General features: G+C 57.1%; 20 protein-coding genes and 1 pseudogene. 3 read left to right on the top strand and 18 right to left on the bottom strand.

All coding sequences use genetic code 11. The annotated features are described in order from the left end of the window. Window positions 1-501 precede the first annotated feature (501 nt). The 8 genes from AC2FI7_RS05710 to AC2FI7_RS05675 are packed head-to-tail and all read right to left on the bottom strand — an operon-like array spanning window position 502 to window position 7,410. The gene (locus AC2FI7_RS05710; RefSeq protein ID WP_010437445.1) at window positions 502-1,440 is read right to left on the bottom strand and encodes an acetamidase/formamidase family protein; all 939 of its coding nucleotides are present in this window, start codon (window positions 1,438-1,440) and stop codon (window positions 502-504) included. 3 nt (window positions 1,441-1,443) lie between these two features. Then, window positions 1,444-2,472, bottom strand: a complete 1,029-nt coding sequence (locus tag AC2FI7_RS05705) for a branched-chain amino acid ABC transporter permease (RefSeq protein WP_010437444.1) — start codon at window positions 2,470-2,472, stop codon at window positions 1,444-1,446. Then, window positions 2,469-3,365: a branched-chain amino acid ABC transporter permease gene (locus AC2FI7_RS05700; protein WP_010437443.1), complete on the bottom strand. Its 897-nt coding sequence runs from the start codon at window positions 3,363-3,365 to the stop codon at window positions 2,469-2,471. The genes AC2FI7_RS05705 and AC2FI7_RS05700 overlap by 4 nt, the downstream gene beginning before the upstream one ends. 1 nt (window position 3,366) lies before the next feature. Beyond that, window positions 3,367-4,071, bottom strand: a complete 705-nt coding sequence (locus tag AC2FI7_RS05695) for an ABC transporter ATP-binding protein (RefSeq protein WP_010437442.1) — start codon at window positions 4,069-4,071, stop codon at window positions 3,367-3,369. Between the two features lie 40 nt (window positions 4,072-4,111). Further along, window positions 4,112-5,266, bottom strand: a complete 1,155-nt coding sequence (locus AC2FI7_RS05690) for an ABC transporter substrate-binding protein (protein WP_480608160.1) — start codon at window positions 5,264-5,266, stop codon at window positions 4,112-4,114. A gap of 29 nt (window positions 5,267-5,295) precedes the next feature. Next, window positions 5,296-6,006 (bottom strand): ABC transporter ATP-binding protein, encoded by a 711-nt coding sequence (locus AC2FI7_RS05685; protein ID WP_496815994.1) that lies wholly within the window; start codon window positions 6,004-6,006, stop codon window positions 5,296-5,298. Beyond that, entirely contained in the window at window positions 5,999-6,640 is a 642-nt protein-coding gene (locus AC2FI7_RS05680) for a cysteine hydrolase family protein (protein WP_496815993.1), read from the bottom strand. Before AC2FI7_RS05680 ends, AC2FI7_RS05685 begins: the two co-directional genes overlap by 8 nt. Beyond that, window positions 6,637-7,410, bottom strand: coding sequence for an N-formylglutamate amidohydrolase (locus tag AC2FI7_RS05675; protein WP_496815991.1), 774 nt, complete (start codon window positions 7,408-7,410; stop codon window positions 6,637-6,639). Before AC2FI7_RS05675 ends, AC2FI7_RS05680 begins: the two co-directional genes overlap by 4 nt. Before the next feature lie 68 nt (window positions 7,411-7,478). Here AC2FI7_RS05675 and AC2FI7_RS05670 point away from each other — a divergent pair, with 68 nt between their 5' ends. After that, a complete protein-coding gene (locus tag AC2FI7_RS05670; protein WP_496815989.1) occupies window positions 7,479-8,357 on the top strand; it encodes a MurR/RpiR family transcriptional regulator in 879 nt (292 codons plus the stop codon). After that, complete coding sequence (locus tag AC2FI7_RS05665) at window positions 8,357-9,667, top strand: type I glutamate--ammonia ligase (protein ID WP_037320573.1); 1,311 nt, start codon at window positions 8,357-8,359, stop codon at window positions 9,665-9,667. Before AC2FI7_RS05670 ends, AC2FI7_RS05665 begins: the two co-directional genes overlap by 1 nt. Window positions 9,668-9,906: 239 nt before the next feature. Here the strand turns inward: AC2FI7_RS05665 and AC2FI7_RS05660 are convergent. The 7 genes and pseudogenes from AC2FI7_RS05660 to AC2FI7_RS05630 form a co-directional block, all read right to left on the bottom strand. Further along, window positions 9,907-10,077, bottom strand: a pseudogene (locus AC2FI7_RS05660) (IS6 family transposase); the annotation flags it as partial. A gap of 114 nt (window positions 10,078-10,191) precedes the next feature. Continuing rightward, entirely contained in the window at window positions 10,192-11,133 is a 942-nt protein-coding gene (locus AC2FI7_RS05655; protein WP_010437434.1) for an ABC transporter permease, read from the bottom strand. Continuing rightward, window positions 11,130-12,173: an ABC transporter permease gene (locus AC2FI7_RS05650; RefSeq protein ID WP_010437432.1), complete on the bottom strand. Its 1,044-nt coding sequence runs from the start codon at window positions 12,171-12,173 to the stop codon at window positions 11,130-11,132. Before AC2FI7_RS05650 ends, AC2FI7_RS05655 begins: the two co-directional genes overlap by 4 nt. Next, window positions 12,163-13,683 carry an ABC transporter ATP-binding protein gene (locus AC2FI7_RS05645; protein WP_010437431.1) on the bottom strand — a complete coding sequence of 507 codons (1,521 nt, stop codon included), beginning with the start codon at window positions 13,681-13,683 and terminating at the stop codon, window positions 12,163-12,165. The genes AC2FI7_RS05650 and AC2FI7_RS05645 overlap by 11 nt, the downstream gene beginning before the upstream one ends. After that, complete coding sequence (locus AC2FI7_RS05640) at window positions 13,680-15,077, bottom strand: amidase (RefSeq protein ID WP_010437430.1); 1,398 nt, start codon at window positions 15,075-15,077, stop codon at window positions 13,680-13,682. The genes AC2FI7_RS05645 and AC2FI7_RS05640 overlap by 4 nt, the downstream gene beginning before the upstream one ends. Continuing rightward, window positions 15,055-16,038, bottom strand: coding sequence for a BMP family protein (locus AC2FI7_RS05635; protein WP_496815987.1), 984 nt, complete (start codon window positions 16,036-16,038; stop codon window positions 15,055-15,057). The genes AC2FI7_RS05640 and AC2FI7_RS05635 overlap by 23 nt, the downstream gene beginning before the upstream one ends. Window positions 16,039-16,074: 36 nt before the next feature. After that, a complete protein-coding gene (locus tag AC2FI7_RS05630) occupies window positions 16,075-17,379 on the bottom strand; it encodes an amidohydrolase family protein (RefSeq protein WP_010437427.1) in 1,305 nt (434 codons plus the stop codon). A gap of 59 nt (window positions 17,380-17,438) precedes the next feature. On the opposite strand from AC2FI7_RS05630, the gene AC2FI7_RS05625 reads away from it, so the two are divergent. Further along, the gene (locus tag AC2FI7_RS05625; protein ID WP_158005265.1) at window positions 17,439-17,600 is read left to right on the top strand and encodes a hypothetical protein; all 162 of its coding nucleotides are present in this window, start codon (window positions 17,439-17,441) and stop codon (window positions 17,598-17,600) included. A 117-nt stretch (window positions 17,601-17,717) separates the two neighbouring features. Here AC2FI7_RS05625 and AC2FI7_RS05620 read toward each other — a convergent pair whose 3' ends face one another. From AC2FI7_RS05620 to AC2FI7_RS05610, 3 genes are read right to left on the bottom strand one after another with little or no spacing between them, the layout of a single operon-like run. Continuing rightward, a complete protein-coding gene (locus AC2FI7_RS05620) occupies window positions 17,718-19,031 on the bottom strand; it encodes a TRAP transporter large permease (protein ID WP_010437425.1) in 1,314 nt (437 codons plus the stop codon). Then, a complete protein-coding gene (locus AC2FI7_RS05615; protein WP_010437424.1) occupies window positions 19,028-19,537 on the bottom strand; it encodes a TRAP transporter small permease in 510 nt (169 codons plus the stop codon). The genes AC2FI7_RS05620 and AC2FI7_RS05615 overlap by 4 nt, the downstream gene beginning before the upstream one ends. A 58-nt stretch (window positions 19,538-19,595) precedes the next feature. Continuing rightward, a complete protein-coding gene (locus tag AC2FI7_RS05610; protein WP_496815984.1) occupies window positions 19,596-20,609 on the bottom strand; it encodes a TRAP transporter substrate-binding protein in 1,014 nt (337 codons plus the stop codon). Window positions 20,610-20,657 lie beyond the last annotated feature (48 nt).

The following is a 20,657-nucleotide window of genomic DNA, read 5'->3' as shown; positions in this document are numbered from 1 at the left end:
GCTGAAGTCAGATCAAACGAAACAGTCTGCGGGCGTATGACAAGGGGTTGTTAGGTCAGTTTATGACGCGAAAGTCAAAGCCGTCTGACGTTCAATAAAAGTGTGGAACGTCACTGATATTTGACTCAATCGACAGCCAAAACCTTAATAAATCGGTCAGTCACGTCATTCAATTCTGACCCAAACGTCAAACATTTCTGACCCAGAAGCGGCTAGCTTCTCAAATGCGTCCTTTAGAAACAAAGGCTCAAGCCATCTGGCTGGCGGCTGAATTGTGCCAAAACGAGTGACGCAGCGGAGTGACGGATTTGGGGGCTATCGCCGTAAACACAAGGTGTAGTAGGTAGAGTTTTTTACCAATATCAATCGTTTTCGATCCCTAAACTTCCGGGAAATTCGATTGGAACATGCGCGTGCAGATTTTCTTCGGAACCGGTAGTTTCATACATCGCTTAGGCTCAAGCGCGGATCCAGATCAGGGTCCAACAGTCGTTTCTTTCTTTAGTCTAGAACGGATTTCGGAAAATAGAACGACACTGTCCAGTTCGGAATATCCACGATCTCACTGATCCGGAGATCGCCGCACACCGAGCAGAGCATATAGGCGTCGAGCGCAGACATCCCCGTCGTGGCCGCGATCCAATCGACCATTCCCGAGACCGCATCGCGAGCAGCTTGCATCAGGTCCTCGCCGATGCCGGTTGTCGCCTTGTACCCGGCAGCATCGAAATGGCGAGTGACGGGGCCATTGGTTTCAAATCTTGGGAAAGGTAGGTTTTCGCCTTTGATGAGGTCGACCTTAAGTGCCACGTCCATTGGGCTTTCAATGGCAGTGCCGCAAATCTCTCCATCACCTTGCGCGGCATGGGTATCTCCCAACGACAGCATCCCACCAGCCACTTCCACCGGCAGGTATAGCGTTGTGCCCACGCAATTGTCGCGGATGTCCAGATTGCCGCCCACCCGACGCGGCGGAACGACAGAATGTAGACCCGGCTCGGCCAGCGCCAACCCGATTGTGCCGACGAAAGGTTTCAGCGGCACCTTCCCGCCCGGGCCAAACAGGGCGGGTGTCATCGCATCGGCGTCATAATTCCAGATACGCAGGGCTGCCTCGGGAAACTGATCGGTCAGCAGGCCAAAGCCGGGGATGTTGGCGGTCCAACCCCAGCCCGAGGGTTTGAAATCCAGGAAGGTCACAGCAACCGTGTCGCCGGGCTGGGCCCCTTTGATGTGGATCGGCCCTGTGACCGGGTTGACCGCGTCGAAGGACAGCGTACCCAGGTCGGCCACTGTCGAGGAAGCGTTCAACTGCCCGCCCGAGCTGTCGATGGTTTCGACCTCGACGGTCTCGCCGGGGTCGACGCTCAGAACGGGTTCGATGGAGTTGTCCCAGCCGAAATGATGGTTGTGTTTGTGAATAGTGTGGTTGCAACCCATGACTTACTCCTGTTTTTTGAGAACCAGGTCTTCGATTTCTTGATCACCCATGATCCCTCCGGGGCGCAGGGCCATAGTCAGTACGATGACCGTTCCCAACGCAATGCCTGACAAGCCCAGCACTTCGGGCAGGTCGATGCCCAAAAGGACTGGGCCGGTTTCCAGCCAGCGCACGCATTCCAACCCGAACGAGATCAGAAGCGTGCCCAGAACCGCACCTGTAACCGTTCTCATTCCCCCAAGGATCAGCATGGCGAGTGTCAGGAAGACGTGGTTGAAATAGAAGGGCCGCGCGCTAATCGTGCCAAGGAAATAGGCGTAAGCAATCCCGGCGACCGCAAGCAGGATGGCCGACAAGACCCAGGCAATCAGGCGCAACCTGCGAATGTTCACACCCATCGCGGCGGCTCCGACCTCATCATCGGCGCAGGCACGCAGCTGGATACCCCAACGGCTTTCGCGAAACAGGCGCACGATGAACACAACAAACACGGACAAGATCACGATAGACGTCAGTGAAAACACCTGTGGAATGCCGAAAAACGCCTGGTTCCCTTTGAAAATGTCGGTGCGGTACAGGAATACCGAATGCACGATGACCAGTACGGCAAGGGAAAAGATGGTCACGCCGGACCCTGTCAGGCGCACGACGAACAGCCCGACGATTAAGGCCAGAACGGCGGTGATCGCAATGGCAAGCAAGGCCGAACTGACCGGATCCAGCGAAAAGGCATTCAACCCCCATGGCGCATCCGGCAGAGAGATGGATTTGACTGTTACCGGCGTTACGCAAATTGCGGCCACATAGGCACCGATCCCCATGAAGGCACTGTGGCTGAGGTTGGTTAGGCGCGCATTGCCCATGAACACCTGCATGGCCAGAACAACCAATAGGTTCACGTAGGCGCTGTAGACCAGCCGAAGCTGATAGCGAGAGCCGAAATAGGTCACGACCAGCCCAATCGTGATCAATACTGCGGCCAGGATCGCAGCGCCCACCAGTCCGCGTTTCTGACTGGGATTCAGGATCATATCTTGTCCCCTTTCTCAGTCGGAGGCGACAGGATGCCATCGGGCCTCCAGACCAGGACAAGGGCGATGATTCCAAACACAAAAGCGTCTTTCATACCGCCATATTCCTGCGGTAGCAGGACTAGCATGGCAACCTCGATCGCGCCGAGAAGAAAGCCGCCCAGCACGGCTCCGGGCAGGCTGCCGAATCCTCCGACGACGCAGGCCACGAAGGCCTTGAGGACTGGGTTAAACCCCAGATGCGGATCAACCGACCCACGCCGCGCCATAATGAAAATACAGGCCAGCCCAGCCAGAAGGCCCGACACCATGAAGGCCACCGCAAACACCCTGTTGGATCTGACGCCGACCATGCGGACCATCTCAAAATCCAGCGAGGCAGCGCGCATTGCCAGACCCAGTGTCGTGCGCTTGAGAAACAGCATCAGCCCGACGATCACCAGCACCGTTGTCACCGCCTCGAACACCTGAAGGGAAGATACTTGAACGCCCAAAAGCTGCACGGGCCAGTCTAAGAAATACAGCGACGTCACGGCCACTGGGCGAGGTGAGACGGCAAGCAGAAACACATTCTGTAGAATGATCGAAACACCAAAGGCGGTCAGCAGGCCGGTTGTCGGATCTGCGTATCGCACGGGTCGGAACGCCACGCGTTCCAGCAACAGGGACATCAGGATCGCAGCCGCGATAGCTCCGCCTATGACGATAAAGGGGTTGTTCAACGCCAGCGCAGCAAAGGCCACCATCGTGTAACCGCCAACCGCGATCACCTCACCATGGGCAAAGTTCACCAGCCCCATGATAGAAAAGACAATCGCCAGACCGAGTGCAATCAGCGCATATTCCGCACCAAAGGCAAGCGCGTTCATCATCTGCTGGGCCACGTATTCCATGTCAGGCGATCCCCGTCAGTTCCGCCATAAGCGCGCTGCTTTGGCCCAGTGTTTCCTTCGTCCCCTCGGCCACGATCCGCCCGTTGTTCAGTAGGTAGGCGTAGTCCGACAGGCGCAACGCCTGCGTTGCGTTCTGTTCAACCAGCAGGATCGTAATTCCCTGTGCTTTCAGCCGTTCGATCATCTGGAAGATCTGGCTTACGATTTTTGGGGCCAGACCCAGGCTGGGTTCGTCCAGCAGCAGGATTTTTGGTCGTGTCATCAAGGCGCGGGAAATGGCCAGCATCTGCTGCTCTCCGCCCGACAAGGTACCGGCTGGCTGGTCCCTTCGTTCGCCAAGGATTGGAAAGGTCTCAAGCCAGTGGGCGATATCGGCGTCCTTAGCCGTGCGGTCAGAGCGCGTGGCGCCACCGAGAACCAGATTTTCCTCGACGCTCAGGTTCGAGAAGATGCGGCGTCCTTCGGGGGCCACGGACATGCCCGCCTGCACGCGTGCTTCCACAGGCAGCGAAGAAACATCGGCCCCGTCAAAGGTGATCCGGCCGGAGGACTTGACCACACCCATCAGCGCCGAGATGGTCGAGGTTTTGCCCGCGCCATTGGGACCCAGCAAGGACACACAGCGGCCCTTGTCCACGGCGAAAGAGATGCCGTGCACGGCCTCGATCGGACCGTGAGAAACTATCAGGTTTTCAACATTCAACATGGGTTTGGAAACGGGGCTGGAACCGCCCCCGTCTTTTGACTCAGTTCCAGTCTTTCGGTGTGTTTTCGGGAATTTCGTTCGAGATCAGAACCCGCTTGCCATCTTTGTAGCCAATCACAGGGATCGTGCGTTGGGCATAGGTTTTCGTGTCCTTGAACGAAATGCTGTCGACTGTCAGAACGGGGATCGACTCCGCTGTGCGGATCGTTTCCGCAATCACCGCCGGGTCACTGCTGCCCGAGGTTTCAACCGCCCAGGCAACGGCCTTGACCGTGTCGGCACCGGTGGCCGGGAACAAACCGGGGACGTCGTGGCCCAACTCCTTGCAATCGGCCATGAACTTAACCACGGCGCTTTCGTTATGGCTGGGGGCCAGCGTGGCAAAGAAAACCTTGTCGAGGATCGCAGGATCATCAGCCGCGACTGCATCCAGGGATGGATCGTCAAACCCATCCGAGCCGACCACCCAGGCGTCGATACCAGCGCTGCGCAGCTGCCTCACGAGTACACCGATATCGGGCATGATCGACGAAATATAAACGGCATCGATCTCTTCACCCAGTGCTTTCATGTCCGCGATCTGAGGCGACCAGTCCGATGTGCCAAAGCTGAAATTCATCTTGGCCAGCACCTCGCCGCCGCCCTCTTCGATCACTTGTCCGAACCACAGCGGTGTACGCGCGGACCACGATCCGCCTTCGTCCGAGGTCAGCAGAACCACGTTCTTGACCCCTTCGCTGAGCGCGTGGTTTGCAGCCGCCGTTGCCGTGAATGGATCAGGTGAGACGCCAGTAAAGAAGTTGTCGACGATGCCCGCGTGCATCTCGACCTGCGTGGATTGCGGCTGGAAGATGGAAACGCCGTAAGGTTGGGCGATCTGAGCCACCGGGATCATCGTGTCCGAGAACGGCGTGGTGCCCAGCATAACGACCCCTTCGTCGAGAAACTTCTGCGCCAATGAAATGGCGGCCTGCGTGTCGCCTGCGGAATCCTGCACTAGAACTTCGATCTTCTTGCCACCAGCGCCGCCTTCAGCGTTGATCATATCCGCCATGCAGCGCGCGCCCAAGTATTCGGAATAGATAGCCAGATCACCAGTCATCGGTACACCCAGTCCGATCTTGATCGTATCTTCGGCGACCGCGGGTAGGGCCAGGCTCATGGCGGTCAGAGTCGTAAGGGTCAACTTTTTCATACTTGTTCTCCTGTTGAAAGCCGCCTGCGTCACGCGGCACGTTCATCGGTTTCGCCAAGATAAGCGTCGATAACCTCTTGGTTCTTGGTTATTTCTTCGGGTGCGCCTTCGGCAATGATGGCGCCCATATTCAAAACGGTGATCTTGTCACAAAGCGACATGATGAATTTCAGATCGTGGTCGATTACCAATATCGCGCTGTCCGAATGTGTTCGAACCCATGTCAGCGACCGGCCCAGAGCTTCCGTTTCCTGTTCGTTCATCCCCGCAGCGGGTTCGTCCAGCATCAGGACACGTGGGTTCAGCGCCAGCGCGCGAACGATCTCCAACCGCCGGAGTTGACCGTATGCCAACGACCCGGCGTTCTGGTTGAGCTTGTCCGAAAGACCGAACTCCGGGATCGCGACCTCGACGATTTCAGCGCCCCGGCCAGAATAGCGGGCGACGTCGATGTTCTGCGCGACGCTGAGGCTTGGAAAGACCCGCAGGTTCTGAAACGTCCGCGCCACGCCGCGCGCCGCGCGTTCGTGGGCGCGCAGATGGTCCAGCGGCTCGCCATCCAGCGACAGGCTTCCTGCCGAATGGGTCAGCAGACCAGAGATCAGGTTGACCAGCGTTGTCTTGCCCGCACCATTGGGGCCGATCAGACCACGCACCTCGCCTGGTGCGACGGACATGGTCACATCCTCGACTGCGTGGACCCCCCCAAAAGTCTTGGTGATGCCGTTCAGTTCAAGCACCGGCCAATTCCTCGACCAGTTGCTTTGTGGTGATCTGTCGGCAATAGCCTTTGATCGCACGCAGAGAATTATCGTGCCGATCCTGCGTATGGGTCAGGCAGGCGTCTTCGACTTGAGTGACAAGGTAGCCCAGATCACACGCGTCCCGGATGGCGCTTTCCACGCATTGGTCCGTCAAAAGACCGGACAAAACGATCTGACGGACTCCAAGGTTGCGCAGGATATAGTCAACATGCGTGGACACAAACACCGAAGAAGACGTCTTCGGCAGCACGATCTCATCCCTTTGGGGCGCGATCTGGTCAATGACCTTTCCGTCCCAGCTGCCCTTGGGAACATGAAAGCCCGTGATCTTATAGTCCAGCGACCGGTCCCGCCCGTCGAGTGTCAGGCTTTCGATATTGGTATACATGACCTCGACGCCGGCAGTGCGGCAGGCGGCCTGTATGGCCTGCATGTTCGGGATCACGCGGGTGTCCAGTTGATCGAAAAACCAGCCGTATTTCTCATTGAACTCAGCTGCGGGCAGGTCTTTGAATTCGGCACCGTCGCGATGTGCCGAATAGTTCTGCACGTCAATGAACAACAGGGCAGATTGCGATGGGATCAGTGGAACATTGCGGGTCAAGGTCACGTCTTGGTCTCCAATATCCGGGTAAAGGCCTCGGCGAGAAGCTGCGCCCAATCCTCGACGCCTTTTGCATCGCGGATCAGGTCATTGCGGATTTCGACCAGCGAATGCGCCAGTCCGCGCGGTTCGGCGAAACGCGGTATGAACCAGTCGCTTTCACTGTCGATCTGATAGGGCTGGTTTAACGCCATGTGCAGATCGGGACGTAGGGCCGAGATATGGTCGATAGCGGCTTGTCCCGTGGTCGGGTCAACGCGGGTCAGAAATCCAGCGTGCCAAGGTCGCGTCTCACCATCGACCTGTGCGGCGAAGGAATGGATCGACACCGCAAGCACGCGCGGTGCCCGGTCCAGCATATGTTCAATGGCACCGTTCAGAGGAGCCATGATCTCGCGCTGACGCGCCGTGCGATCCGCAGTGGTCAAGTTCAGATTGGCAGGGATCTGCTCTCCAAAGCTCTTTGGCGGAATTGAATCCGGGGCCTCGATCGGGCGGTTGCAATCAATCACAAGCCGGGAATAGCGCTGCAAGATCAATGGGGCCCGTAGCCGGTCAGCCAATTGCCGGGCCACGGCCTCGGCCCCGATATCCCAACCGCGATGACTGGCTTGCACCTCTTCCGAGACACCCAGATCGCCTAGCTTTTGTGGGATCGCGCGCCCGGCGTGTTCGCAGAGCAGCGCGATCTTCGCATCACTGTCACGATTCACCCATTCTACCGGGGCGGGATCCCCGGTGACCAGCAGTTCTTGGGTTGCGACTGATGTCTTCATGCGGCCTACGTTAGAGAACAAGTTTTTTCAGAGTCAATGAAAAATAGATTGACTGAAATTTTTATTCCATGCGATCCATTCAGATCAGGAGGTGCCGCTTGCTTGTTAGGCAGAGAATTGAAGCGAAGGCTGAACGCATGACCGCGAGCGAGCGCAAGCTGGCCGCTGCTTTGCTGAGCGACTACCCCTATGCGGGTCTGGTCACGATCCAGGAACTCGCCCGGCGCGCCGAGGTCTCGGCCCCGTCGATCTCTCGGTTTGTTACCAAGATCGGATTGGGGGGCTATCAGGAATTCCAGCGTGCCCTGTTGTCCGAGCTGAAAGAGGGCCAACGCTCGCCTACTGATCTGCACGGCGAAGGGCGCAGAGTCAATGGCGGGTTCTTACGCGACTTCATCGCGCGGGCCTCGTCGCAGATGGCGCTGTCGGCAGAAGGTATCACCGAGGCACAGTTTCAGCGCATATGCTCGGTACTGAGCCAACCTAAGAACGATGTCTATATATTGGGCGGTCGGATCAGTGACACCATCGCGCAGCATTTGTCTTTTCATCTGCGCCAAACCCGCAGCGGCGTGTATCATCTTCCGGCCAACAATGAGGTCTGGCCGGAATACCTGCTACGGATGAAGCCTGCGGATATCCTATTTCTGGTCGATTTTCGCCGTTACCAACCTGCGCTGGCGCGATTGGCCGCGACAGCCGCGCAGGATCGAGGGGTTCGCGTTGTCCTCATGACAGACAAATGGTTGTCGCCCATATCCCGGCATGCGGCAGAAATCTTGCCAGTTCCAATCGAAAGCGGCACGCTCTGGGATACGTACACAGCGGCCCTTGCCGTCACCGAGGCGCTGGTGACCCGCATCGCCGAAGACAACTGGGACCAGACGAAATCCCGCATCGAAGCCTGGGATGCCATGCGATCCCACAATCAGGACCCTAACCCATGATGCCCAAAACCCCCTTGATGTTTGTCGCCACCTCAGACCTTGCCGGGAAATTGCGGGGCAAGGCCTTTCCGGCGGATCAACTGAACAAGCGGTTGCAGCGCGGGATCGGGTGGACACCCACCAACGTTCAGATCAACTGTTTTGACGGAATTGCTGAAAGCCCGTTTGGCGCGCTGGGCGATCTTCTTCTGATCCCGGACGCCACGGCCGAGGCAAAGGTCGAGTTCGGCGAAGACTCTGGTCTGCACTTTCTTATGGGCGATATCGTCACGCTGGACGGAGACCCGTGGGACTTCTGCACGCGCAGTCTCTTGAGGGCGGCGCTGGAGCGGCTGCACGAGGTCTCAGGAGCAAATTTGCTGGCCGCCTTCGAGCATGAGTTCCAGTTGAAAGATCCGCCAACTCAGGCCAACGAAGCCTATGGCCACCGGGGCTTTGGCCTGCAGCGTGATCTGTGTGAGACTTTGATCAACGCAATTTCTCAGGTCGGTCTGAAACCGGATTCGATCATGAAGGAATATGGCCCAAACCAATATGAGGTCGTCATCGGCCCCGAACTGGGGGTGCGCGCGGCGGACGCGGCCGTCATGGTGCGCGAACTGACCTATGCGACTGCGCAGGTCTATGGCGAGCGGGCCACCTATACCCCTATTCGCGATGTCGCGAGTGTTGGTAACGGAGTCCATATCCACATGAGCTTTGTGGATGATCAGGGCGCGCCGCTGACCTACGCCAAAGATGGGCCGTGCGGCATGTCGGACCTGACGAGTGCTTTCGCTGCCGGAGTTCTGAAGTATCTGGATGCGATTTTGGCCCTGACTGCGCCTTCGGTGATCTCGTATGAACGCCTGACACCGCATCGTTGGTCTGCTGCTTTCAACAATCTGGGATTCCGCGACCGCGAGGCGTCGTTGCGGATTTGTCCTGTGACGGCCAAGGATCCGATCTCAATCGCTCGGCAATTCAACATCGAATACCGTGCTGCCGACGCGGCAGCCTCACCCCACCTGGCATTGGCAGCTATTGTTTTCGCCGGAGCACAAGGCATCGAAGAAGGCTTGGCTGCGCCGACCCCGACAGAAGATGATTTATCGCTGCTGAACGCCTCTGAATTGGCCGAAAATGGCATCGTGCGGCTGCCGCAAACCTTAGAAGAGGCGCTGGACCGGTACGTGAGCAACCCAGTGGCAACAGGTTGGTTCCCGGACGGTTTTGCGCAGGTCTATCGCACACATAAACAGTCTGAGATTACAAGAACTGCAGAATTGGAAACGGATGCTCGCTGCCGTTTGTATGAGGAGACGTATTGAGGAAAAAAGGAGAACCTTAGTTTAGTATTATCCGTGTTTTAAGGCGTACTGGGTTTAGGGTCGACAGTCCTTCACTATCACCGCATATACATCTTCATCGATCAAACCTTTGGGATCAAACATTGGCATGGCAACGCATACGTATTCGAAAATAGAGGTCGCGTAGAAAACACTCTTGATCTATACGGTGCTGTCAGACGAATTCGAACCAGTCTCAGTTTGCCTGGGAAACCGCGAACCTATCCGGAACAAAGTTGACGCCACTCGGCGAGAGCAGCGGCGCGGGTCAGCTTGAAGGTGTCTCAGCTGGCTAGCGATCAATCCTGATTGAAGTGGTTGTAGACGGAGGAATGGACGGAGGCGAATTTCTGCAAACTACGCATACGCCTGAAACATTGCATCGCGCGCTCGGAGGTCTCCGGAATTCGGTCAAATATCGAATAACCAGTTTTTCATGTTCACCTTGAACAAATACTTTCCCTGAAATTTCGTTGGTGCCGGCTAATATGAGCGAACGAATGCCACTAACGTTCACCGCGTCGGTAGGGTGCCATCAACGCTGCGGGTACTTCGGCTCTGCGGGCGACAAGGACGAGCGCAACGATCGAAAGTACATACGGCGCCATTAGGAACAACTGATATGGCACACCCTCAACCGTTGTCTGCAATCGCAGTTGGAATGCATCGAAGAAAGCGAACAACATCGCGCCAATCAGAGCCTTACCGGGCCGCCAGCCAGCGAAGACTACCAATGCAATGCAGATCCAACCGCGTCCCTGCACCATACCCGGGAAAAAGCTGTTGAACGCCGTTGTGGTCAGGAAGGCCCCGCCCACCGCCATCAAAGCCGACCCGACAACAACTGCGCCGATACGGATACGGATCGGGTTCAGCCCCTGCGCCTCAACCGCATGAGGGTTCTCACCGGTCATACGAATGGCCAACCCCAATGGCGTGCGGGCAAGAACATAGGCCATCACAGCCACCGCAGTGAGCGCCAGATAGGTCGGCAAAGCTTGGGAAAACAGGATCGGTCCCAAAACGGGAAATTCTGACAGGACCGGAAAATCGAGCGGCTTAAAAGCCTCGATCGTAGGGGGAAGATCTCCTACCTCAACAAGCAACCTGTACAGGTAATAGGCTAAAGCGGATGCAAACAACGTTATGCCCAGCCCTGAGACGTGTTGCGAAAGTCCAAGTGGAACTGTCAGTATGGCATGAAGCAATCCCATCATCGCGCCGCAAAGCGCTGCAAAAATGAGGCCTACAAGCAAGGGTGCGCCCATGTAAACGACAAGCCAACCGCTCATCGCCCCCATGGTCATGATCCCCTCGATTCCCAGGTTGAGCACGCCCGAACGTTCGCAAAGCAACGCGCCAAGAACACCAAATATGAGCGGTGTCGCAATACGCAGCACCGAAGCCCAAAGACTGGTATTCAGCAGCAGATCAATTGCATCACTCATCGGCGCACCCGGTAGGTTGTGAAAAGAAGGGCCACGATCATGGTGAGTAGGCACAGCGCCACAATCACATCGGCAATGAAACTGGGAACACCCGTCGCACGGCTCATGGCGTCGGCCCCGACAAAGACGGTAGCGACGAAAACAGCGGCAGCGACCACTCCGGCCGGATGTAAAGCCGCGAGCATAGCAACGACAATGCCCGCATAACCAAATCCGGGGCTCATAGTGGTGGTGACACCCGCAGTGACACCCATGACTTCGACAGACCCGGCAAGCCCTGCCAGCGCGCCCGAAAGCAGGGCCACACCCATGATCGTTTGGGGCAGAGAAATTCCGGCAAATGCGGCGGCACTGGCGTTTAAGCCTGCGGCGCGTGTTTCAGCCCCAAAAACAGTACGCGCAAGGATCAGCCAAACAGCACCTGCTGCAGCAATAGCAACAAGCAGCCCGATATGAAGACGTGTACGGGGGATCAGATCCGGAAGGCGGTAATCCCCGTCTACGGGCACCGAAGAGGGCCACCCAAAGGCCAGCGGATCGCGCATAGGACCCTCAATCATGAGGCCAACGAAAAGGATCACGATGAAGTTGAGCAGCAGGGTTGTCACCACCTCATCTACGCCGAAACGCAAGCGTAAAAAGGCAGGTCCTGCCAACAGGGCCGCTCCCGCCGCCATGCCTGCGAACATCAAGATCGGAACACCGATCCACCCTGGAACTTCGAGTGAATGACCGATCCAAGCGGTGATCAGCGCCCCAACAAAGAACTGTCCCTCGCCCCCAATGTTCCAAAGCCGCGCTCGGAAGGCGACAGCAGCGGCAAGCCCCGTAAAGACAAGCGGAGTAGCGCGGGTCAGCATCTCGGCGATGGAAAGGCGCGAGCCGAATGCGCCATTCACCATTTCGCCATAAGCCGTTAGCGGATTTACATCAGCAGCAGCGATGAGACCTGCGGCCAAAAGCAATGCCGTTAAGATCGCGGCCAGTGGCGCAATGATCGCAAGGTGCAGCGGCACATGCGAGCGTCGTTCAAGCCGCATCATCATTTTCCTTCCAGACACCTGCCATCATTAGGCCAAGGCGTTGTGGGTCGGCTTCATCAGCCGATATCGGTTCTGACAAGCGACCTTTTACGATGGCCTGTATTCGGTCTGACAGGGCCACAGCTTCTTCCAGTTCTTCCGAAATGAGCAGGATCGCGGCACCTTCGGCCCGTGCTGCCAAAAGCTCGGCATGAACCGAAGCAATTGCCCCTTCATCAAGACCTCGCGTCGGCTGGTTTGCGAGCACAAAGCGCGGCCCGTTGGTCAGGACCCGACCAAGGATCAGCTTTTGCATATTACCCCCGGACAATAGCCGCGTTCGCGTATCAGGAGCGGCGCCTCGGATATCGAAACGTTCGATCAAGCCCGAAGTGTATTCGCGGGCCGCGCGTTGCCGAACGAAGCCCCTACGCGAAAATTCTGGTGTGCGCAGACGTTCAAGCACCGCGTTTTCCCACAGGCTCAACTCACCCACGACACCTTCTGCGTGCCGGTCTTCCGGCACCCGGCCTGCGCCAGCGCGGATCATGCCGCGCGGCCCCAGATGGCCGATATCTTCGTCCAGCAGTATCAATCTTCCGGCGATTGGGTGAACCAACCCAGACAGCAATCCACCAAGCGAGGCCTGCCCATTGCCTGAAACACCGACGATACCAAGGATCTCACCAGCATGGACGGTGAATGACACTTCATCCAGCCGTACCTCACCACCCTCTTCCACGCGCACATTGTTAGCAACCAGAACCGGCGCGCCGATCTCGTGGTCATGACGTACAGGCCGTTCCACCTTGCGACCAACCATGAGTTCCGCCAATTCTTCAGGTGTGGTTTCAGGTGTATTGCGTTCTGCGACCATCTTACCGCCACGAAGCACCGCCACACGGTCAGAGGCTGCCATGACCTCATGCAGCTTGTGGCTAATGAAGATAAGCGAGAGGCCCTCTTTCGTCATATCGCGCAGCGTCTCGAACAGGCGCATCGCCTCGGGCCGGGCCAGAACGGCTGTAGGTTCATCCAAGATCAGTATGCGCGCGTCGCGATAGAGCGCTTTCAGAATTTCGACGCGCTGGCGCTCACCCACGGACAGTGACCTGACCTTGGCTTCGGGGTTCACGGGCAGGCCGAACCGCTCTGCGATTTGCAACAATTTCTTGCGCGCCTCACTCCGGGCAGAACGTGCGCGCGTCAGGGGTTCGGAACCAAGCATAACGTTTTCCAGAACCGAGAGGTTGCCCGCAAGCGTAAAGTGCTGGTGTACCATCCCCACACCCACCTCGATCGCTGCGCGCGGCAGGCCCGGGGGCAGCTCTTTTCCAAATACCCTGACCGAGCCTTCGTCGGCTGCGTAATGGCCGAACAGGATATTCATCAGAGTCGTCTTACCCGCACCATTTTCACCCAACAGCGCAAGGATTTCCCCTTCCTCCAGTGTGAGGGTCACATCGTCATTTGCAGTAAGCGCACCAAAACGCTTGGTAATGTCGTGTAGTTCCAGAACTTTAGTCATGCGGGCAACCCTGCGATTGGGTGCGGAAAAGGAATTGCGGGCGCGCGGGCCTCGATCAATGCACCAAGTTTCAGCAACGCGAAATCAGCACCGGGTGGACCTACCAGCTGAACACCAAGCGGCAAGCCGTTGGCCATGCCAAAAGGCAACGCCAAAGCAGGCAGGCCCGCGACATTGGCAATTGCCGCGTTCGGTGCAAAAGCCTCCAGCTGCGCCATGTGTTTATCGGGAGCAGTGCCAGACAGGTCCAAAGCACCAACTACGGGCGGCGCAGACGAAAGGACCGGCATCAGGATGGCATCAGCAGACCTGAAAAGTTTGTTAGCGCGATTTGTCAGACGTGCGAGCTGTCGTGAGGCCGCAAAAAGCGCTGTGGCAGGTGTTGCCCAGCCCTCGGCAGCCATGGCCGCGGCAAGCGGTGGAATCTTATCATCAGGGATCCTGAGCGCTGTCAGCCACTCGGCCAACGAAACAGCCAGTATGGTTCGGGCAATTGCATGAGCTTCGGCCCCCAGCCGGTCGGGGGCGCGAACTTCATACACCTCACAACCTGAATCGCGCAGCGCGTCTGCAGCAGCTTTCGCGGCCTGGCACTGGACTGCTCCGCAACGCTCTGGCAATGCCACTGCGACACGGGGGCGTTCCGGCAGATGGACCGGGGCCATGGGCTGGGCTACCGCGTCAAAGGCGGTCTTCACATCGCGTACTGACCGCGCCAGGACCAATTCAGACGCGATCCCCATCAGGTGATTGGCAAAATCAGGGCCACCGGGCACCGCACCACGAGAAGGCTTGAGTCCGGTCAATCCACAGCAAGCAGCGGGTACCCTGATAGACCCGGCTGCATCCGTGGCATGCGCAATGGCAACGATTCCCGCAGCAACTGCCGCCGCGGCACCACCGGATGAACCACCGGGCGTCAGCGAGGAATTCCATGGGTTGCAAGTCGCAGCCATACCATCTGGCTCGCATGTCAGGGATAGGCCAAACGGAGGTGTTGCGGTCAGGCCGAACGGGATCAGCCCGGTCTGGCGGAGACCTTGCAGCAGATGGCTGTCATTCTCGGGTTTGCGCCCCTGTGCACGGATTGCCGAGGACCCCGCCGTCGCAGGAAGATCTTTGGCAAAACCACCAAGATCTTTTACCAAGAACGGAACCCCGTGAAGTGGTCCGCGTTGGTCTGGCGGCAATGCGTCTGCCGCCTTTGCCCCGGCGCGCGCCATATCTTCGTCCAGATAAACCACGGCCCCCAAATCCGCCCGTTCGTAGCAGGCGGCAAGACCGGCTTCCATCACGTCGTAGGCAGCGATCTGCCCCGCCGAAATGGCCGCTGCAAGAGCCGTGGCATCGGTCACGTCAAAACCCTCGGGATCAGGAGGGTTCGCTTTCGTCAATCGGCACGTCCCATTCGCCGGATTGGATCGCGGCTTGTTTGGCCTCCATCCTAGGAATGGCGTCGGCAGGTACTTCGTCGGCGACATAAATCAGCTCATTGCCGCCATGGGCCATAAAGGAATATTCCGTGTAATTGCGCCCGGTTGGATTGCCGGCCTGAACATCAGCCACGATTGCCTCAATGGTAGGACCGTAGTTCCAGATCGCATTGGCAAAGACCGTACCCGGGTAGCGCGGCGTATAATCGATAAGCGAACCGATGGCCTTCACACCTCGCGCTTGGGCCGCATCCGCAGTACCAATGCGTTCGCCAAACAGGATATCCGCACCCGCATCGATTTGGGCAATCGCAGCTTCCTGCGCACGGGCCGGATCAAACCACGCACCTATGAAGCCATTGACGAATGTGGCGTCCGGGTTCACTTCACTCACGCCCATGCGGAAAGCGTTAATCAGCAGGTTCACCTCGGGGATCGGATAGCCACCGACCGAGCCATAAACGTTGCTTTCTGACATTTGGCCCGCGAGCATCCCGGCAAGATAGGCTGCCTCGTGATTGCGGGTCCCAAAGACACCAAAGTTGTCACCTTCCGGCCCGCCGGAAGACCCCATCAGAAACGCAGTGTCGGGGTAATCACCCGCCACTTCGCGTGCTTCGCGTTCCACGGCGTAGGACTCGCCCCAAATGATTTGCGCACCACCTTCGGCATACTCACGCATCGCACGGGGATAGTCAGTCGGAGCCACCCCCTCTGAGAACTCATACTCGATCAGACCAGCATCGGCAGCCTCCTGCATCGCCACATGGATACGGCTGTTCCATGCGTTTTCAACCGGAGACATATGCACGCCTGCGACTCGGGTCGCTGATTGTGCATTCACGCGGCGGACATAAGCCGGCAGGGCCAGCGTGGCCGCAGCGCCGACCATCAGTTGACGGCGGGTTGTAGTGAGTTTCATTGGTGGATCCTCTTCTGTTGGTGGCAATTGTTCTTGTTATTTAGCTTCCTGAGTATTGGGCCTGGGCGCATAATCGGCGGGGTCCAGGGTCGTGGGGCGACCGGGCAACGAAAGCGCGGCCATTCGGGGTTCTGTGCGGGCCAGCACCTTTCCGTTTTTGATGACGGCAAGGCGGGTGGCTTTCATGCGAACAGCTTCAATCGGGTCACGCGCTTGCAGTACAACCAAATTGGCAGGGCCGCCCTTGCGGATTGTGGGATCAGGCAGGCCCATAGCCTTGGCGCCGTTCTGGGTGACGGATGTAAAAGCCCCCTCCATCGCCTCTCGGGATGTCATGGGCACTGCATGTACGCCCATATGGGCCACTTCCAACATGTCGGCAGACCCAAGCGAATACCATGGATCCATTGTGCAATCTTGCCCGAAGGCGACGTTTACACCTGCCGCGCGCAGCTCTGGCACTCGGGTCAGCCCCCGACGGCGCGGATAGGTGTCTGAGCGACCTTGCAGCGTTATGTTGATGAGCGGGTTGGGCACCACGTTCATGCCGCTTTCCGCAATCAGAGGAATAAGCTTCGAGGCATAATAGTTGTCATAGGAATGCATTGCCGTGACATGGCTTGCTGTAACTCGCCCGCCAAGCCCAAGGCGCGTGGTCTCATAGGCCAAGGTTTCCACGTGTCGCGACATTGGATCGTCGCTTTCATCGCAATGCAAATCCAGCATCAGGCCACGGTCCGCCGCTATCTCGGCCAGCCTCCTGACCGACCGGGCACCTTCCGACATCGTACGCTCAAAATGCGGGATGCCACCTACCACGTCGACACCCATATCAAGGGCTTGGATCAAGTTTTCTTCCGCATTTTGTGCTCGGTAAAGACCATCTTGCGGGAATGCTACCAGTTGCAGATCAATATAGGGGGCGACCTGCTTGCGGACCTCCAACAGTGCTTCAACGCCAACCAAAGGTGCGGATGAAACATCCACATGCGAACGGATAGCCAATAACCCTTGCGATACGGCAAGGTCGCAATATCGCATGGCGCGGTCAATCACTGCTTCAGGTGTCAGCAGGGGCTTCAGCTCACCCCAAAGCGCAATGCCTTCCAATAGAGTCCCCGAGACGTTCATGCGAGGCGATCCAAGGCTCAGGGTCGCATCCATATGGAAGTGTGGGTCGGTAAAGGGGGGTGAAACCAAGCGCCCAGCCGCGTCGATTTCTTCGCCCGCCTCAGCCTCGATCTTGGTGGCAATTTCTGCGACGCGGTCACCCTTGATCGCAATATCCAGCGGCCCTCGGCCATCTGGCAGGTGGGCTTGTCTGATGATAATGTCGAGCATTCATCCTCCCCCAAATTTGACCACATGGTAAAAGCATTCTGATAAAATGCTATATATTTTTGAGTTTTTCAGAAGCCAGCGCATCGGATAGTCTGACGCAATTCGGATTCCTGTGGACGCGAGACCGTGAGGCGTCGATCGAATACAAACAACTGCAAGGCGGAATACGGACGCAGCAATTCATCGTATCGATGGATGACGGCTATGGGCCGTTTGGATAAGTCGTGGAGAACTGGGCAGGCACTTGTGCTGCTTCAGCACCGAGGTCTGCAGTGAGCCCAAAACAGACAACTTGAATAGGCAATTTCAGGTTTGAAAACCAACCACCCAGAGCTAGCCTACATTGAATTAGGTAAGAAGAGTACAAGCCAAGGAAAAATGACGATTATCAGCAGTCGAAGGATATCCACTAGCCAGAAAGGGGTGACGCCTCGAAAAATTATTGATGTAGGGACATCCTTAACGACACCTTTTAGTACAAAGACATTCAAACCGACGGGCGGGGTGATCAGGCTGATCTCGGTGACTACGACGACGACAATACCAAACCAAACCGGATCAAACCCGAGACTGGTCACTACCGGAAAGAAGATGGGCACCGTAAGCAGCAGCATCGACAAGCTTTCAAAAACGCAACCAAGAAGAACGTAGACCAGCAGGATCAACACAATGACCAGTGTCGGCGATAGCCCCTGGGAAAGAACGAAGTTGCTAAGTGCCTCGGGCAGCCCCGCAAGATTGACAAAGTTCGAGAATATCCACGCCCCGATCAAGACCGCAAATAGCGTGGCGGCTGTCTGCACAGTTTCGATCAATACCTCCATGGTCGATGAAAAACTCAAGGCTCTTCTGGACAATGCAATCAGGAAAGCGCCAGCGGCCCCCATTCCTGCAGCCTCGGTCGGGGAAAATGTTATGAAGAAGGGCCAGACATCCAACACACCGTAGAGCCCGCCAATCACAAGGAAGAACAGTAGCAGCACTGCCCAGATATCCCTGAGCGACAAAAGCCGCTCTCGCCAGGAAACCCATTCGCCCGCTGGTCCGGCGTCAGGGTCCCGGGTCACCGAGAACCTGACGGCCACAAGATAAAGCAAAACGCCTAGCAACCCTGGAATAACACCGGCGATAAAGAGCTTTCCGATGCTTGTTTCCGTCAGCAGGCCATAGATGACCAGGATTACCGAGGGTGGTATCAGGATGCCCAAGGTGCCGCCCGCCGCGATTGAGGCTGTCGCCAAACTGTCTGAATACCTGTATTTTCGCATCTCGGGCATGGCAACCTTCGACATTGTCGCCGCGGTGGCGAGGGAAGAACCGCAGATAGCCGAGAAGCCAGCGCAGGCCACGATCGTCGCCATAGCCAATCCACCGCGCATATGGCCGAGAAATGCGTAGGACGCACGATATAGCTCTTTGGAAAGGCCGCCCTTGTTCACGAAGAGACCCATCAGGATAAAGAGAGGCACCACCGACAACCCGTAATCCTGAGCCGTGTCAATTATCAGTCGGCCCACCATCGAGATAGCAGCGCGAAACCCGCGTAACTCCACAAAACCCAGGAAGCCAACAAGCCCCATGGCTATGGCAATGGGCATACGCAAGAAAACGAGTATTAAGACCGCTCCGAGCCCCAATAGCGACAAAGTCATTCGGAGGCCTTGTTTTTTAGGAACAGGCGCACAACACTACGCGCCAGAAAGGCAATTGAGGTGAGACCAACAAAGATCGCGATAAACCACCCAACATAAAACTGTGGTAGCTTCAGGTACTCTGTGACATCGCCATATTGACGTGACCGTTCCGCAAGTTCCCAAACCCGAATTGCCGGCCATATCAGAACGATCCCGCAGATTGCATCGATCAGACTATCGCGCAACCGGGCCATTCGTGCGCTGAAGAAAGGGTCAAGCAGGTCCACAACAATGTTCTCACCCTTCCATGACACCAGAGGTAATGCAGAAAATACGATGACCGCCATAAAAAGCCGGGTCAGTTCGGTCGCACTTTCGATAGGATTGTTGAAAGCGCTCCGAAAAACCACGTCCAGAAATGTCATGCACATCAGGACGAATAAGGTGCCCGCTGCGATCCATGTAGGCAGATTGAGAACAACGTACCAGGGGTCGCGCAGCTTCAGTTTCTGAATGTCAGCCATGCCTGCCTCGCAAAATTGCGGTCCCTAAGCCAGGGCCCGCAGAGTTTCTTATTGTGGTTCAGTTGCCTGTCATCTGCTCGGCAATAAAGGCTTGCACCGTCGCCGCGTCAATTCCCTTGTCAGACACCTCGGCCAGAACGCTTTCGATGATTGGACCCGTCATTTCGTTCCAGGCTGCGACGTCAGCTTCGCTGGCTTCCGTCCAGGAATTGCCCTCGTTGCCGTCAATGGTTTCGATGCCGATCTGGTCAATCTCGTCCCACATGCGCCCGGCCACCTGAGAAAGCGCTTCGCCTGCTATTGTATCCAAAGCAGCACGATCTTCATCTGACAAGCTGTCGTATTTGTCCTGGTTCATCACGATTGCAAACGAGCCGCGATAGAACCCGCCAGGTACAGAATAACTGTGCGGGGCAACTTCAAACAGCTTGAAGCCCGCGCGGGCTTCCATGGGCATCATGACACCGTCGGCCGCCTTGGACGCCAATGTTTCATAAACTTTCGGTGCTGGCACACGGATACCGGTGGCACCGAGCGCTGCGCCCACGTCCCCAGAAACCCCGCCACCAAGTCGCAACTTCATGCCAGAGATATCATCCAGCGATGTCACCTTGGTTTCGGAATGCAGGATGCCGGGACCGTGGGTCATCATGGCGAGAACCTTTACCCCGTCATGCTCGTTTGCCGTGGCAAGATACTCTTCGTATGCCCGCCAATAAGCCACCGATGCGGCCTCGGCGTTGCCTTCGTAGCCAGGCAGCTCGATAATTTTGGATGCCACAAAGCGCCCGGGATTGTAGCCGTGAAAAATCCACGTGACATCGGCCACCCCGTCGAGAATAAGGTCGAACTGCGCTGGCGGCGCACCCAATCCGTATTTCACCTCTGCGCTCACACGACCATCTGAGGCTTCTTCGAGCATTTTCGTGAATTCAGGCCATAGCTTGGCGTTCATGCCATGCGTTGGCGGCGCCCATGATGAGATTGTAAGAACAGTATCCGCAGCCCAAGCTGCGCCGACGGTCAACGAAATTCCAAAGCTCAGCACCGTTGATCTGATGAGATGTTTCATGATTCCTCCCGGTTTTTCCTAAACCTACCGCTTCCGAGGAATTGCTTA

It is taken from the genome of Ruegeria sp. YTSA064 (assembly GCF_059610325.1).
This window is presented reverse-complemented; position numbering and strand designations above follow the sequence as displayed.

What these genes read in the sequence shown, in the direction of transcription:
- AC2FI7_RS05665 (WP_037320573.1), top strand. Translation starts at nt 8,357, where the DNA reads ATGCCCAAAACCCCCTTGATGTTTGTCGCCACCTCAGACCTTGCCGGG.
- AC2FI7_RS05670 (WP_496815989.1), top strand. Translation starts at nt 7,479, where the DNA reads ATGCGATCCATTCAGATCAGGAGGTGCCGCTTGCTTGTTAGGCAGAGA.
- AC2FI7_RS05615 (WP_010437424.1), bottom strand. Translation starts at nt 19,537, where the DNA reads ATGGCTGACATTCAGAAACTGAAGCTGCGCGACCCCTGGTACGTTGTT.
- AC2FI7_RS05645 (WP_010437431.1), bottom strand. Translation starts at nt 13,683, where the DNA reads ATGACTAAAGTTCTGGAACTACACGACATTACCAAGCGTTTTGGTGCG.
- AC2FI7_RS05620 (WP_010437425.1), bottom strand. Translation starts at nt 19,031, where the DNA reads ATGACTTTGTCGCTATTGGGGCTCGGAGCGGTCTTAATACTCGTTTTC.
- AC2FI7_RS05705 (WP_010437444.1), bottom strand. Translation starts at nt 2,472, where the DNA reads ATGATCCTGAATCCCAGTCAGAAACGCGGACTGGTGGGCGCTGCGATC.
- AC2FI7_RS05635 (WP_496815987.1), bottom strand. Translation starts at nt 16,038, where the DNA reads ATGAAACTCACTACAACCCGCCGTCAACTGATGGTCGGCGCTGCGGCC.
- AC2FI7_RS05630 (WP_010437427.1), bottom strand. Translation starts at nt 17,379, where the DNA reads ATGCTCGACATTATCATCAGACAAGCCCACCTGCCAGATGGCCGAGGG.
- AC2FI7_RS05695 (WP_010437442.1), bottom strand. Translation starts at nt 4,071, where the DNA reads ATGTTGAATGTTGAAAACCTGATAGTTTCTCACGGTCCGATCGAGGCC.
- AC2FI7_RS05650 (WP_010437432.1), bottom strand. Translation starts at nt 12,173, where the DNA reads ATGCGGCTTGAACGACGCTCGCATGTGCCGCTGCACCTTGCGATCATT.
- AC2FI7_RS05710 (WP_010437445.1), bottom strand. Translation starts at nt 1,440, where the DNA reads ATGGGTTGCAACCACACTATTCACAAACACAACCATCATTTCGGCTGG.
- AC2FI7_RS05690 (WP_480608160.1), bottom strand. Translation starts at nt 5,266, where the DNA reads ATGAAAAAGTTGACCCTTACGACTCTGACCGCCATGAGCCTGGCCCTA.
- AC2FI7_RS05610 (WP_496815984.1), bottom strand. Translation starts at nt 20,609, where the DNA reads ATGAAACATCTCATCAGATCAACGGTGCTGAGCTTTGGAATTTCGTTG.
- AC2FI7_RS05700 (WP_010437443.1), bottom strand. Translation starts at nt 3,365, where the DNA reads ATGGAATACGTGGCCCAGCAGATGATGAACGCGCTTGCCTTTGGTGCG.
- AC2FI7_RS05655 (WP_010437434.1), bottom strand. Translation starts at nt 11,133, where the DNA reads ATGAGTGATGCAATTGATCTGCTGCTGAATACCAGTCTTTGGGCTTCG.
- AC2FI7_RS05675 (WP_496815991.1), bottom strand. Translation starts at nt 7,410, where the DNA reads ATGAAGACATCAGTCGCAACCCAAGAACTGCTGGTCACCGGGGATCCC.